Origin of the sequence: Chelativorans alearensis (assembly GCF_010993735.1) — a bacterium.
GTDB classification, from domain to species: Bacteria; Pseudomonadota; Alphaproteobacteria; order Rhizobiales; family Rhizobiaceae; genus Chelativorans; species Chelativorans alearense.
The window spans coordinates 293,906-306,306 of record NZ_WQNI01000005.1 but is presented as its reverse complement, the minus strand read 5'-3'; the positions used below and the strand labels follow the sequence as shown (position 1 = coordinate 306,306).

The window sequence follows — 12,401 nt, the reverse complement described above, 5'->3', positions numbered from 1 at the left end:
ACAGGCTCACCATGAGGGCAAAGGCAGGGCAGCCGTTGCGCAAGCTTCGGCGGTGAAGCATGGGCGCAAACAGGAGCCCTCATGGTGAGCCCTGAGCTTGCCGAAGGGGCTCACCACGAGGGCGGGGTGCCGCCCCCTCACTTGCAGGAGCAAACGCTAAACCCCATGCCCACCATCGCCCCGCTCGACCTCGACGCCCACTGCGTTGCCGCCGCCTGGCTCAACGACATCCCCCACTTCGCGCTCGCCGACGGCGTCATCCACCGGCTCGACCACGGCCACAAACGCGTGGAAGCCCATGACGGCCTCCTGGCCGCCGCCCCCGACGGCACACGGCTCGTGACCGGCGGCGAGGACGGCAAGGTCGTGGCCGTCTTGCCCGACGGCTCGGTCGAGCTTCTGGCGGAGGTCGGCCGCAAGTGGGTCACCAGCGTCGCCGCCGGGCCGCAGGGTGCGGTGGCTTTCGCCAGCGGCCGTATCGCCTATGTGCGCTTCGCGGATGGGCGCCTGCGCGAATTCCAGCACCCGCGTTCGGTCGAGGGCCTTGCCTTCGCGCCCAAGGGCATGCGGCTCGCCGTTGCGCGCTACAACGGCGCCACGCTGCACTTTCCCGCCACCGAGGGTAAACCTGCCGAGCTCGAATGGGCGGGCGCCCATATGGGCATCACCTTCTCCCCCGACGGCAGGTTCCTCGTCACCACCATGCAGGAAAATGCCCTGCACGGCTGGAAGCTCGCCGACGGCAAGCACATGCGCATGGCCGGCTACCCAGTGAAGGTGAAGAGCTTTTCATGGAGCGCCAAAGGCAGATGGCTCGCCACATCGGGCGCGCCCGCGGCCATCGTCTGGCCGTTCCAGGCCAAGGACGGCCCCATGGGCAAGACGCCGCTGGAGCTCGGCACGCGCGGCGATGCGATGGTGACCCACGTCTGCTGCCACCCCATCGAGGAGATCGTGGCGATCGGCTATGCCGACGGCATGGTGCTCGCTGCCCGCTTTGCCGACCAGAAGGAAGTGCTCCTGCGCCGCCCCGGCAAGGGCGCCGTCACCGCGATGAGTTGGGACGGCGAGGGCCGCCGCCTCGCCTTCGGTTGCGAGACGGGGGAATGCGGCGTGGTGGATATTTCCGCGTAGAGCAATTCCAGGAAAAGTGGAAACCGGTTTTCCGTCCGGAATTGCGACAAAACAACGAGTTGGATCAGTTCATCGATTCCGTGAAACGGTGAACTGGTCTAGGGCCGGGCATCACCTTACCAGCACCGCTCGCAGGTCGTTCACGTTCGTCCCCGTCGGCCCCGGCACGAACAGGTCCCCCAGCGCATTAAACGCGCCCCAGGCGTCGTGTCTGGCAAGCAGCGCCTTCGGGTCGTGGCCGGCCGCGCGCAGCCTGGCGGCGGTGGTGTGGTCGGCGAAGGCGCCGGCATTCTCCTCCGACCCGTCGATGCCGTCCGTATCGGCGGCGAAGGCGGCGATATCGCCCACGCCCTCCACCCCCAGCGCGAGCGCCAGCAGGAACTCGCTATTGCGCCCGCCGCGCCCGCCCTTCTCGCGGATGGTGACTGTCGTCTCGCCGCCCGAGAGCATGAGCACCGGCTTCCGGAACGGGCGGTCGCGCAGCGCCACCTCGCGGGCGATTGCCGCGTGCACCCGCCCAACCTCGCGCGCCTCGCCCTCGATGGCGTCGGAGAGGATCGCCGGCGTGATGCCATGCGCCTGCGCGGCGGCGGCCGCGGCCTCCAGCGAGCGGGCGGCGGAGGCGACGATGTGCACCTCGTTGCCGGCAAAGCGCGGGTCGTCGGGCTTCGGCGCGTCCGCCTGTGGCGAATGCAGATGGCGCAGCGCCGCCGGCGGCAGCCGCAGCCGCCACGCCTCGACGACGGCAAGCGCATCCTGCCGGTTCGCTGCGTCCGGCACGGTGGGGCCGGAGGAGACGAGCGCCGGGTTGTCGCCCGGAATGTCGGAAACGATCAGCGAGACGACGCGCGCCGGGTGCGCGGCGGCCGCCAGCCGGCCGCCCTTGATGACGGAGAGGTGCTTGCGCACGGTGTTCATGGCCGAGATGGGCGCGCCGGAGGCGAGCAGCGCCTCGTTGACGGCGATTTCGTCCTCCAGCCTCAGGCCGGGCGGCGGAGCGGGCAGAAGCGCCGAGCCGCCGCCGCAGACGAGCGCCACCACCAGATCGTCCGCCGTCAGCCCTTCGACGAGCTTCAGGAGCCGCCGCGCACCCTTCAGCCCCGCGGCATCGGGCACCGGGTGGGCGGCTTCGATCACCGCGATCCGCTCCGTCCGCGCGCCGTAGCCGTAGCGTGTGACGACGGCGCCTTCGAGCGGCCCGTCCCACGCCTCCTCGAAAGCCCGCGCCATCTGCGCCGCCCCCTTGCCGGCACCGACGACGACGGTGCGGCCCTTGGGCCGGGCGGGGAGGAAGTCGGGGATGATTTCCCTCGGATCGGCGGCGGCGACGGCCGCACGGAAGAGATCCTCGAAAAGGCGACGCGGCTCTATCTCGGCGGCCACACTCCCTCCTACGTCTTACAAACCCTGTTTCATCGGCGTGCCCGCGACGTAGGTCTCCACCACGGCGCGGTCGTCGCCAAGGGTTTGCAGCACGAAGAGCTCTTCCGCAAGGGTCTCGACCGTTTCCATGCGCAGGCGCATCGCCGGCGTGGCGCGGGCGTTAAGCACCACGAGGTCGGCATCGCTGCCCGCCTCCAGCGTGCCGATGCGGCTTTCCAGCGACAGCGCCTCCGCATTGCCGCGCGTGATCTGCCAGAAGGAGGCGAGCGGGTTCAGCTTCTCGCCGTTGAGCGCGATCACCTTGTAGCCCTCGTCCATGGTGCGCAGCATGGAATAGTTGGTGCCGCCGCCGACATCCGTCGCCGCGGCGATGCGCAGGGGTTTTTCCCGCCGGCGGTAGCGCTGGTAGTCGAACAGGCCGGAGCCGAGGAAGAGGTTGGATGTGGGGCAGAAGACGGCCACCGAGCCCGATTCCGCCAGCACGTCGGCCTCGCGCTCGGAAAGATGGATGCAGTGGCCGAACAGGCTCTTCGGGCCGGTAAGGCCGTAACGGGCGTAGATACCGGTGTAGTCGCCGCAATCGGGATAGAGTTCACCCGAAAAGGCGATCTCCGCATGGTTTTCCGAAAGATGCGTCTGGATATGCAAATCCGGATGCTCGGCCGCCAGCGCCGCGGCCATCTCCATCTGCCCGGGCGTCGAGGTGATGGCGAAGCGCGGGGTGATGGCGTAGTTGAGCCGCCCCTTGCCGTGCCACCTGGCGATCAGCGCCTTGGTGTCGTCATAGCTCGATTGCGCCGTGTCGGTGAGCGCTGCCGGCGCGTTGCGGTCCATCATCACCTTGCCGGCGATCATGCACATGCCCCGCCGCTGAGCCTCGGCGAAGAAGGCATCGGCCGAATCGGAGTGCACCGTGCAATAGACGGCGGCAGTGGTGGTGCCGTGGCGCGCCATCTCGTCGAGGAAACAGCCGGCGATGCGCGCCGCATGGGCGGGATCGGAAAATTTCGTCTCCGCCGGAAAGGTGTAGGTGTTGAGCCAGTCGAGAAGCTCCGCCCCGAAGCTGGCGATCACCTGCATCTGCGGGAAGTGCGCATGGGCATCGATCAAGCCCGGCATAAGGAGATGCGGGCGGTGGTCCACCGTCTCCGCTCCGCCGGTGTCAGGCGCCACTTGCGCATAGGCGCCGGAAGCGAGGATGACGCCGTCCTCCACCAGCACGGCGCCGTCCTCCTCGTAAACGTAGGATGCATGGTCGTCGACCGCCTGCGGCTCGGCCAGGAAGGCGAGCAGGCGGCCGCGGATGAGTGTTTTGGTCATGTCCGTCGCCTCATCGCGCTTCCTCGAACCAAGTGACAAGCAGGCGGCGCTCGTCCTCGGTCATGCCCGAGACGTTGCCCGGCGGCATGGCGTGGCTCCGGCCCGCCTGAAGGTAGATTTCGCGCGCATGCGCGGCAATGGCCGCGTCCGTGTCGAGTTCCACCTTCTTCGGGGCCATGTGGATGCCCTCGTAGCCGGGCTCGGCCGCATGGCACATGGCGCAGCGCCCCATCACCGTGTCGCGCACGGCGGGAAAGTGGGTGGAGGCGACAAAGCGCTCCTCGGCGGCCGAGATGCGCCGCTCGCCCGTCAGCACCTCCGGCACCGTGGAAAGCCACATGATGATGACGAAGATCACCGCTGAAAGCCCCCACGTCCAGTGCGGATTGCCCTTGCGGGCGTGCATCGTGTTGAAATAGTGGCGGATGAGCACGCCGATGATGAAGATGAGCGCCGCGATCACCCAGTTGAACCTGGTGCCGAAGGCCAGCGGGTAGTGGTTCGACAGCATCAGGAAGATCACCGGCAGGGTGAGGTAGTTGTTGTGCAGCGAGCGCTGCTTGGCCTGCGCCCCCAGCTTCGCCGCCGGCACGCGCCCCGCCTTCAGGTCCGCCACCACGATCTTCTGGTTGGGAATGATGATGAGGAAGACGTTCGCCGTCATGATGGTGGCGGTGAAGGCGCCCAGATGCAGGAAGGCGGCCCGCCCGGTGAAGAGCTGCGTATAACCCCAGCTTATCGCCACCAGCACGACGTAGAGCAGCAGCATCAGGGCGGTATCGTTCTTGCCGAGCCGCGACTTGCACAGCACGTCGTAGACCAGCCAGCCGATGCCGATGGAGGCGAGCGAGATGAGGATGGCGATTGGCGCGGAAACGTCGAGCACGTTGCGGTCGATAAGGTAGAGGTCGGCGCCCGCGTAGTAGACGATGGCCAGCAGCGCGAAGCCGGAGAGCCAGGTGAAGTAGGATTCCCACTTGAACCAGGTCAAGTGCTCGGGCAGCGAAGCCGGCGCCACCAGATACTTCTGGATATTGTAGAAGCCGCCGCCATGCACCTGCCATTCCTCGCCATAAACGCCCTCGGGCAGGCCCGGTCGCTTCACGAGGCCAAGGTCGAGGGCGATGAAATAGAAGGATGAGCCAATCCACGCGATGGCCGTCACCACATGCAGCCAGCGCACGGCGAAGGACAGCCAGTCCCACAGTACGGCGTAATCGTTCATTCCTGTTCCCCGCTTCGAAGGGTTCTGGACTTACCCCTACTCCGTCTCGGGGCTTTGCCCCGATCCACCTCTCCCCCGTCGAGCGGGGAGAGGTGGATCGGCCGAAGGCCGAGACGGAGTGGGGGTCGAAAGACCCGAACTCAAGCCCTCTCGCTCGAGCGAGACCAAGTTACGGCTTCCGCCATAAACCGAAAGGGGGGCAGGGCACGATGACTTTCAAAATTTTCTGGAAAATAATGGCGCCGGAGGTTTGAAAATCCGATGGCCTATCTCGACAATATTTCCGTCTTCGTGCGGGTGGTGGAACTGGGCAGCCTTTCGGCGGCCGGGCGCGACATGCGTATCTCGGCTGCGGTCGCCTCCAACCGCGTCAAGGAACTCGAAAAATATCTCGGCGTGCGGCTCCTGAACCGCACGACACGGCAACTGACGCCGACCGAGCATGGCCGCGCCTTCTACGACGGCGCGAAAAAGGTGCTGGAAGCGGTGGAGGAGGCGGAGGCTTCCGTGGCCGCGCTTTCCGGCCAGCCGCGCGGCACCATCCGCGTCACCGCGCCTCTCGGCATCGGCAAGCGGCTGATCGCCGGCGCCATCCCCGAATTCCATGAGCTCTACCCGCATATCGAGGTGCGCCTGCGGCTTTCCGACCACGAGGTGGATATCATGCGCGAGGGCATCGATGTCGCCTTCAAGCTGGGGCTTCTGGAGGATTCCAGCCTGCGCATGCGCGGCATCATGGATTGCGAGCGCGTGCTGGCGGCCGCCCCCGCCTATCTGGCGCGGCGCGGCGAGCCGGCACGGCCGGAACAGCTTGTCGAGGACGGGCACGAGTGCCTTCTTTTGCGTTTTCCCGGCGCGCGCGAATATTTCTGGACGCTCGAGACCCCCGACGGGCCGAAGAAGTTCGAGGTGAGCGGCCCGTTCGATTCCGACGACGGCGACGTGATCACCGGTTGGGCGCTGGCCGGCCACGGCATCATCAACAAGCCGCGCTTCGAGATCGAACCGTTCCTGCGCGACCGCCGGCTGAAAGTCATCCTCCCCGACACACCGCCCCCCTCCGTCAAGCTCGCCGCCGTCTACCCGCACAAGAAATTCCAGGATCCCAAGGTGCGCCTGCTGCTGGATTTCATGGTCGAGCGCTGCCAGCGTATAATTGGTGAGATATTGGAGGGGCGGTGAAGTGTTGACATTTGTACACACAAATACTAATTTTGGGGGGCGATATGAGGTCTTCCGGCTTTGACTGGGATGCCGGTAATTGGCCGAAATGCGGAAAACACGGAGTCAGCAGGCAAGACATCGAGGCACTTTTCGACAGTGTTGTCACAATTGTCCCCGCGCCGGAGCGAATGCGCAACGAAGTGCGCTACATAGCCGTGGGCGCGAATGCCGATCAGCGCAACATTCTCGTTGTTTTCACGTTTCGGCAGGGCGGGGAAGGTAGAGCACCGTTGATACGGCCCATCAGCGCCCGCTACATGCGCGAGAAGGAAAGGCGTTATCTTGAAGAAGAAATTGCCCGTTCTCAAAACCGATGAGGAAGCCGAGGAGTTCGTCGCGAACGCCGATCTCACGGAATACGACCTCAGCGGGATGAAGCCTGTCCGGTTCGAGTTCGAGAAGAAGGAGGCTCGGGTGAACATGCGTCTGCCTTCCTCGCTTCTGGACGCAGTAAAAGGCAGGGCGAGGGAGCGTGGTATTCCTTATCAGCGGCTTATTCGGGAAGCGCTTGAGGAAGTAGTGTCCCAGCCGGACAAGCGCGCATCATGAACGGGCTAGTGGTGCGATCCTGACAGATGGTACCCATCTGTCAGGACAAATCGCCCCACCAGATTAATAGCTTGTGGGCTGACTTTCCCAAACAGATGGGCACCATCTGTTTGGGTCAGATCACTACCGCCCGCATCACCTCCGCTGCCGCCATCGCCGCGATGACCGCCGGGCGCTTGTCGCGCACGTCTCCCCCGCCGATGGGCGTCACGAGGCGGGAGAGGCGGTCTTCCTCGCCGCCGTTCTTCAGATACCAGCTCTTGAAGGTCGCCTTCTTGGTCTTCGAACCGATCATGCCGACATAGGCCGCATCCTCCCGCGACAGCGCTTCGGAGACGATCAGAAAATCCAGCGCGTGGTCGTGGGTGAGGACGACGAAAGCCGAGCCGGCGGGCGCCTCGCGTACGGCTTCCTCGGGCACCGCCGTCAGCCGCTTCTCCACCTCCTCCGGCATGTCCGCGAGCGCCTCCGCCCGCGTCTCCACGACCACCGCGCGTACTGGAAGAAGCGCCAGCGCCTTGGCCAGCGCGTGGCCAACATGGCCGCCGCCGAAGAGGTAGACATGCGGGCGCCCCGCATCCTCGTCCCCCGCACGCTTCAGGAGTTCGGTGCGCTCCTTTCGCCCGGCAATGCGGATATCGAGCGCCACGCGGCCGCCACAGCATTGCCCGATCTCCGGCCCCAGCGGAATGTCCAGCGCACCGCTGGCAACGTTCTCGGCGATCAATTCGCGCGCCTTGGCGATCGCCAGGAATTCCAGCTGCCCGCCGCCGATGGTGCCGAAGATGCCGTCGGGCGAGACAAGCATCCAGGCGCCCGTCTCGCGCGGGGTGGAGCCTTTGGCTTCGCGCACTTCCACGATGGCCGTATCGGGGGCGGCGTCCAGGAAGGCAGTGAGGGATTTGGCGAGGGCGGTCATGGTTGCTGGCACCGCCGGTTTGGGCTGTTCGCCGGCTGGCATCGGCGCACGTCGCCACCACCCCCCTCTGCCCTGCCGGGCATCTCCCCCTCAAGGACAGGACTATCACATATGGATTTTGAGTCCTTGATCGGACCCCCACCCCTCACCCCACCCCTCAAGGGGGAGGGGGATTCTGAGGCGTCGACGCCCCCCTCCCCCTTGAGGGGAGGGGTGAGGGGTGGGGGTCCAGGCGAAGCCGAACAAAGACTCCGTCCATATGCGATAGCCCTGCCCTCAAGGAGGGAGATTGGCCGTTGCCTATGGTTTCGCCAATCGCCAGCGTTGCAGAGCAAGCGGCCAGCACAATCTCCCCCCTTGAGGGGGAGATGCCCGGCAGGGCAGAGGGGGGTGGTGGCGACGTGTGCCATGATCTCAGAAAGATAGTCGCACAAAGCCGCCCAATCTACGCCTCCGCCCTCAGCCGCTCCACCGCCATCAGCACCCTTTCCGGCGTCGCCGGCGCATCGAGGCGCGGGCAGTGCTTGTGGCCCGCCACGCTCGCCACGGCATCGGACAGCGCATGCAGCACCGACATCGCCAGCATGAAGGGCGGCTCGCCCACCGCCTTTGAGCGGTGGATGGTAGGCTCAGTGTTCTCCGCCCAGTCGGCCAGTGTCACGTTGAAGACCTTCGGCCGGTCCGAAGCGAGCGGGATCTTGTAGGTCGAAGGGGCGTGGGTCGTCAGCCGGCCCTTCCCGTCCCAGACGAGCTCCTCGGTCGTCAGCCATCCCATGCCCTGGATGAAGCCGCCCTCGATCTGGCCGAGATCGATGGCCGGGTTCAGCGATTTGCCGGTCTCGTGCAGGATATCCACCCGCTCCACCATGTATTCGCCGGTCAACGTGTCGACCGAGACCTCCGCGCACGCCGCGCCATAGGCGAAATAGTAGAAGGGCCGTCCGCGCCCGCTGTCGCGGTCCCAATGGATTTTCGGCGTCTTGTAGAAACCCGCCGCCGAAAGCTGGACGCGGGCCATATAGGCCTGGCGCACGAGGTCGGGGAAGGGGATTTCCTGATTGCCCACGCGCACGCGGCCCGGCAGGAACACGATCTGCTCCTGCGGCACGCCGTATCGTTCGGCCGCGAAATCGATGAGGCGGTTCTTGATCTGGCGGGCGCCGTTCTGCGCGGCCATGCCGTTGAGGTCCGAGCCGGAGGAGGCGGCGGTGGCGGATGTGTTGGGCACCTTGCCCGTCGTCGTCGCCGTGATCTTCACCTCACCGATGTCGATTTGGAACTCTTCCGCCACCACCTGGGCGACCTTCACATAGAGCCCCTGGCCCATCTCCGTGCCGCCGTGGTTCAGGTGCACCGAGCCGTCGGTGTAGACATGCACCAAGGCGCCGGCCTGGTTGAAGTGGGTGGCCGTGAACGAGATGCCGAATTTCACCGGCGTGAGCGCGATGCCGCGCTTGACGATCTCGCTCTTCGCGTTGAACGCGGCGATGGCGCGGCGGCGGGCGGCGTAGCCGGCGCTCTTTTCCACTTCCGAGACGACGCGGTGAACGACATTATCCTCCACTTCCTGGTGATAGGGAGTAACGTTACGGTTGCCGTTACCGTAAAAATTGCGCTTGCGGATCTCCAGCGGGTCCTTGCCGAGCGCGAAAGCCACCTCGTCGATGATCCTCTCCGCCCCCAGCATGCCCTGCGGCCCGCCGAAGCCGCGGAAGGCGGTGTTGGAGACGGTGTTGGTATAGAGCGGCGCGGAGACCGCGCGCACCGCGGGATAGAAATAGGCGTTGTCGCAGTGAAACAGCGCCCGGTCCGTCACCGGCCCCGAAAGATCGGCGGAAAAGCCGCAGCGCGCGGCATAGGTTAAGTCGACGCCGAGGATGTTGCCTTCCTCGTCGAAACCCACCTCGTAGTCGATCAGGAAGTCGTGCCGCTTGCCCGTCGCCGTCATGTCGTCGTCGCGGTCGGGGCGGATCTTCACCGGCCTTCCGGTGCGCTTGGCGGCAATCGCCGCGATCGCCGCGAAGAGGTTCGCCTGCGTCTCCTTGCCGCCGAAGGCGCCGCCCATGCGCCGCACCTCTATCGTGACGGCGTGCGAGGGCACACCCAGCGCATGCGCCACCATGTGCTGCACCTCGCTCGGGTGCTGCGTGGAGGAATGGACGGTGACATCCGCGTCCTCGCCCGGCAGGGCGAAGGCGATCTGGCCTTCCAGGTAGAAATGGTCCTGCCCGCCAACGCGCATCCTGCCCTTGATGCGCCGGGGCGCAGCGCGAATGGCCTCCGCCGCCGTCCCGCGCGCCAGCATCAGCGGCTTGGTGACGAGGCGGGCGCCTTGCGGCTCGACCTCGGCGATGTCGATCAGCGCCGGCTTCTCCTCGTATTCGACCTTCGCCAGGCGGCAGGCGCGGCGCGCGGCCTCGCGCGTCTGCGCGATCACGGCGAACACCGGCTGGCCGAGAAACTGCACATCCCCCTCGGCCAGAATGGGCTCGTCATGAAGGCCGGCGGGGCTGATATCGTTGATGCCCGGCACGTCCTTCGCCGTCAGCACCGCCACCACGCCCGGCGCGCTTTCCACCGCTGTCAGGTCGATCGAGCGGATCGCGCCGTGCGCCACCTCCGACAGGCCGAGATAGGCGTGCAGCGTGCCGGCGGGCTCGGCCATATCGTCGATATAGACGGCTTCGCCGGTCACGTGCTTGTGGGCGGAATCGTGGCGCCGGTCGGTGGCGACCCCGCCGGCGATCTTCGCCTTTCTCAGGTTGAGCGTCTCGTGTCTCGTCATCTCAAGCTGCCTCGTCACGCGAAACCATGAGCGGCCCGCCCGCGCCCGACGTCTCCAGGAAGAAGCGCTTCAGAAGGTTCTTCGCCGTCAGCATGCGGTAGGCGGCGGACGCCCGCGTGTCGCTGATGGGCGTGAAGTCGCGCTCGTAGGCTCCCATCGCCCGCTCCACCGTCCCGGCTGTCCATGTCTTGCCGATCAGTTCCGCCTCCACCGCGGCTGCCCGTTTCGGCGTCGCCGCCATGCCGCCATAGGCGACACGCACCCCGGTCACCTTTCCGTCCGCGTTCAGCGCCAGGTTGAAGGCGCCCAGCACGGCGGTGATGTCCTCGTCGCGGCGCTTGGAGACCTTCCAGGCGGCAAAGTGCGTGCCGGCATCCGGCAGCGGCACATGCACCGCCTCGACGAACTCGCCGGGCCGGCGGTCCTGCCTGCCGTAGGCGATGAAGAAATCCTCGAGCGGGATTGTGCGCCGCTCCTTGCCCTTGCGCAAGGTCAGCCGGGCGCCGAGCGCGATCAGCGGCGGCGGCATGTCGCCGATGGGCGAGCCGTTGGCGATGTTGCCGCCGATGGTGCCCATGTTGCGCACCTGCTCGCCGCCCACGCGGTCGATCAGCGGTCCCAGCGCCGGGATGCGGACGGCAAGGTGCGGCAGCGCCTCGGAATAGCTGACGCCGGCGCCGATCGTCAGCACACTGTCCTCTTCCGAAACCGCGCGCAGCTCCTCCAGCCCGCCGATGAAGACCGCCGGCGCGATATCGCGCATGAACTTCGTCACCCACAGCCCGACATCCGTCGCCCCGGCGACGATGGTAGCGTCCGGCTCGGCTTCCAGCACCGCCGCCAGGTCGTCCACCCCGGCGGGGATGACGAGGCGCTCGTGCCCCTTTCCGATCTCCACCCGCGCGCCGTCCTTCATCGCCTCGATCTCCGCGACGACGGCCGCGCGCTCCACCGCCAGCGGGTCCGCCCCCGCCTCGCCGTAGGAGGAGACGGCGCGCGCCGCCCGCACGATCGGCTCATAGCCCGTGCAGCGGCAGAGATTGCCCTGCAGCGCCTTCTCGATGGCTTGGGTAGAGGGCTGCGGCTCGCGCATCCACAGCGCGTAGAGCGACATCACGAAGCCCGGCGTGCAGAAGCCGCATTGCGAGCCGTGGAAGTCCACAAGCGCCTGCTGCACCGGGTGCAGGCTGCCATCGGCCCGCTTCAGGTGCTCCACCGTGACGACATGGCAGCCATCGAGCGAAGCCAGGAAGCGGATACAGGCATTGACGCTTTCATAGACGAGCCTGCCGCCCGAAAGCCGCCCCACCAGCACCGTGCAGGCGCCGCAATCGCCTTCCGCGCACCCTTCCTTGGTGCCCGTCAGCCGGCGGTCGAGCCGCAGGAAGTCGAGCAGGGTCTCACCGGGGCGCACGTCGGCAAGTGCAACCTTGCGGCCGTTCAGGAGGAAGCGTATTTCGTTGCGGATCGCCGTCATCAGCTCCCCCGATATGTAGAATAGCCATAGGGCGAGACCAGCAGCGGCACATGATAGTGCGCGTGCTCGGCCATGCCGAAGCGGATCGGCACGCGGTCCAGAAACGCCGGCGCCGGCAGCGTGTCGCCCCTGCCGCGCAGGTAATTGCCGACCTGGAAAACCAGCTCGTATTCGCCGGGCCTAAAGGCGTCGCCCGCAAGCAGCGGCGCATCGCAGCGCCCGTCGGCGTTGGTCCTCACGGTCTTGATATGCGTGCGGCCTTCGCCTTCCAGCCGGTAGAGCGCTATTTCCAGGTCCGCCGCCGGTCGCCCTGCCGCGGTGTCGAGCACATGGGTCGTCAGCCGGCCCTTGCCTTCCTCGCTCATGGGTCTCCCTCTGGTTCTTG

The 12,401-nt window shown here is 66.5% G+C and carries 11 protein-coding genes; 4 read left to right on the top strand and 7 right to left on the bottom strand.

Annotated features, from left to right (window positions below; translation table 11 throughout):
• Window positions 1-165 precede the first annotated feature (165 nt).
• Complete coding sequence (locus GPJ75_RS09805; RefSeq protein ID WP_163267781.1) at window positions 166-1,134, top strand: WD40 repeat domain-containing protein; 969 nt, start codon at window positions 166-168, stop codon at window positions 1,132-1,134.
• A gap of 111 nt (window positions 1,135-1,245) precedes the next feature.
• Here GPJ75_RS09805 and GPJ75_RS09800 read toward each other — a convergent pair whose 3' ends face one another.
• The 3 genes from GPJ75_RS09800 to GPJ75_RS09790 are packed head-to-tail and all read right to left on the bottom strand — an operon-like array spanning window position 1,246 to window position 5,062.
• Window positions 1,246-2,517 carry a glycerate kinase type-2 family protein gene (locus GPJ75_RS09800; protein ID WP_163267529.1) on the bottom strand — a complete coding sequence of 424 codons (1,272 nt, stop codon included), beginning with the start codon at window positions 2,515-2,517 and terminating at the stop codon, window positions 1,246-1,248.
• A 15-nt stretch (window positions 2,518-2,532) separates the two neighbouring features.
• A complete protein-coding gene (gene guaD, locus GPJ75_RS09795; RefSeq protein WP_163267527.1) occupies window positions 2,533-3,837 on the bottom strand; it encodes a guanine deaminase in 1,305 nt (434 codons plus the stop codon).
• 10 nt (window positions 3,838-3,847) lie between these two features.
• Window positions 3,848-5,062 carry a urate hydroxylase PuuD gene (locus tag GPJ75_RS09790; protein WP_163267525.1) on the bottom strand — a complete coding sequence of 405 codons (1,215 nt, stop codon included), beginning with the start codon at window positions 5,060-5,062 and terminating at the stop codon, window positions 3,848-3,850.
• 261 nt (window positions 5,063-5,323) lie between these two features.
• Here GPJ75_RS09790 and GPJ75_RS09785 point away from each other — a divergent pair, with 261 nt between their 5' ends.
• The 3 genes from GPJ75_RS09785 to GPJ75_RS09775 are packed head-to-tail and all read left to right on the top strand — an operon-like array spanning window position 5,324 to window position 6,835.
• Window positions 5,324-6,244: a LysR family transcriptional regulator gene (locus tag GPJ75_RS09785; protein ID WP_163267523.1), complete on the top strand. Its 921-nt coding sequence runs from the start codon at window positions 5,324-5,326 to the stop codon at window positions 6,242-6,244.
• 44 nt (window positions 6,245-6,288) lie between these two features.
• Window positions 6,289-6,603, top strand: coding sequence for a BrnT family toxin (locus GPJ75_RS09780; protein ID WP_163267521.1), 315 nt, complete (start codon window positions 6,289-6,291; stop codon window positions 6,601-6,603).
• Window positions 6,569-6,835 (top strand): CopG family antitoxin, encoded by a 267-nt coding sequence (locus GPJ75_RS09775; RefSeq protein WP_163267519.1) that lies wholly within the window; start codon window positions 6,569-6,571, stop codon window positions 6,833-6,835. Before GPJ75_RS09780 ends, GPJ75_RS09775 begins: the two co-directional genes overlap by 35 nt.
• A gap of 115 nt (window positions 6,836-6,950) precedes the next feature.
• On the opposite strand, the gene xdhC is transcribed toward GPJ75_RS09775, so the two are convergent.
• From xdhC to uraH, 4 genes are all read right to left on the bottom strand, one after another.
• Complete coding sequence (gene xdhC / locus GPJ75_RS09770) at window positions 6,951-7,754, bottom strand: xanthine dehydrogenase accessory protein XdhC (protein ID WP_163267518.1); 804 nt, start codon at window positions 7,752-7,754, stop codon at window positions 6,951-6,953.
• A gap of 445 nt (window positions 7,755-8,199) precedes the next feature.
• The gene (gene xdhB, locus GPJ75_RS09765) at window positions 8,200-10,539 is read right to left on the bottom strand and encodes a xanthine dehydrogenase molybdopterin binding subunit (protein ID WP_163267516.1); all 2,340 of its coding nucleotides are present in this window, start codon (window positions 10,537-10,539) and stop codon (window positions 8,200-8,202) included.
• Window position 10,540: 1 nt separating this feature from the next.
• Window positions 10,541-12,016 (bottom strand): xanthine dehydrogenase small subunit, encoded by a 1,476-nt coding sequence (gene xdhA, locus GPJ75_RS09760; protein ID WP_163267514.1) that lies wholly within the window; start codon window positions 12,014-12,016, stop codon window positions 10,541-10,543.
• On the bottom strand, window positions 12,016-12,381 hold the full coding sequence (uraH, locus tag GPJ75_RS09755) for a hydroxyisourate hydrolase (protein WP_163267512.1): 366 nt from the start codon (window positions 12,379-12,381) through the stop codon (window positions 12,016-12,018). Before uraH ends, xdhA begins: the two co-directional genes overlap by 1 nt.
• Between the last annotated feature and the right edge of the window lie 20 nt (window positions 12,382-12,401).

Bases quoted from the DNA above. Each gene is read 5' to 3' on its own strand.
- GPJ75_RS09805 (WP_163267781.1), top strand. From the start codon at position 166: ATGCCCACCATCGCCCCGCTCGACCTCGACGCCCACTGCGTTGCCGCC.
- guaD (WP_163267527.1), bottom strand. From the start codon at position 3,837: ATGACCAAAACACTCATCCGCGGCCGCCTGCTCGCCTTCCTGGCCGAG.
- GPJ75_RS09790 (WP_163267525.1), bottom strand. From the start codon at position 5,062: ATGAACGATTACGCCGTACTGTGGGACTGGCTGTCCTTCGCCGTGCGC.
- GPJ75_RS09785 (WP_163267523.1), top strand. From the start codon at position 5,324: ATGGCCTATCTCGACAATATTTCCGTCTTCGTGCGGGTGGTGGAACTG.
- GPJ75_RS09780 (WP_163267521.1), top strand. From the start codon at position 6,289: ATGAGGTCTTCCGGCTTTGACTGGGATGCCGGTAATTGGCCGAAATGC.
- xdhC (WP_163267518.1), bottom strand. From the start codon at position 7,754: ATGACCGCCCTCGCCAAATCCCTCACTGCCTTCCTGGACGCCGCCCCC.
- xdhB (WP_163267516.1), bottom strand. From the start codon at position 10,539: ATGACGAGACACGAGACGCTCAACCTGAGAAAGGCGAAGATCGCCGGC.
- xdhA (WP_163267514.1), bottom strand. From the start codon at position 12,016: ATGACGGCGATCCGCAACGAAATACGCTTCCTCCTGAACGGCCGCAAG.
- uraH (WP_163267512.1), bottom strand. From the start codon at position 12,381: ATGAGCGAGGAAGGCAAGGGCCGGCTGACGACCCATGTGCTCGACACC.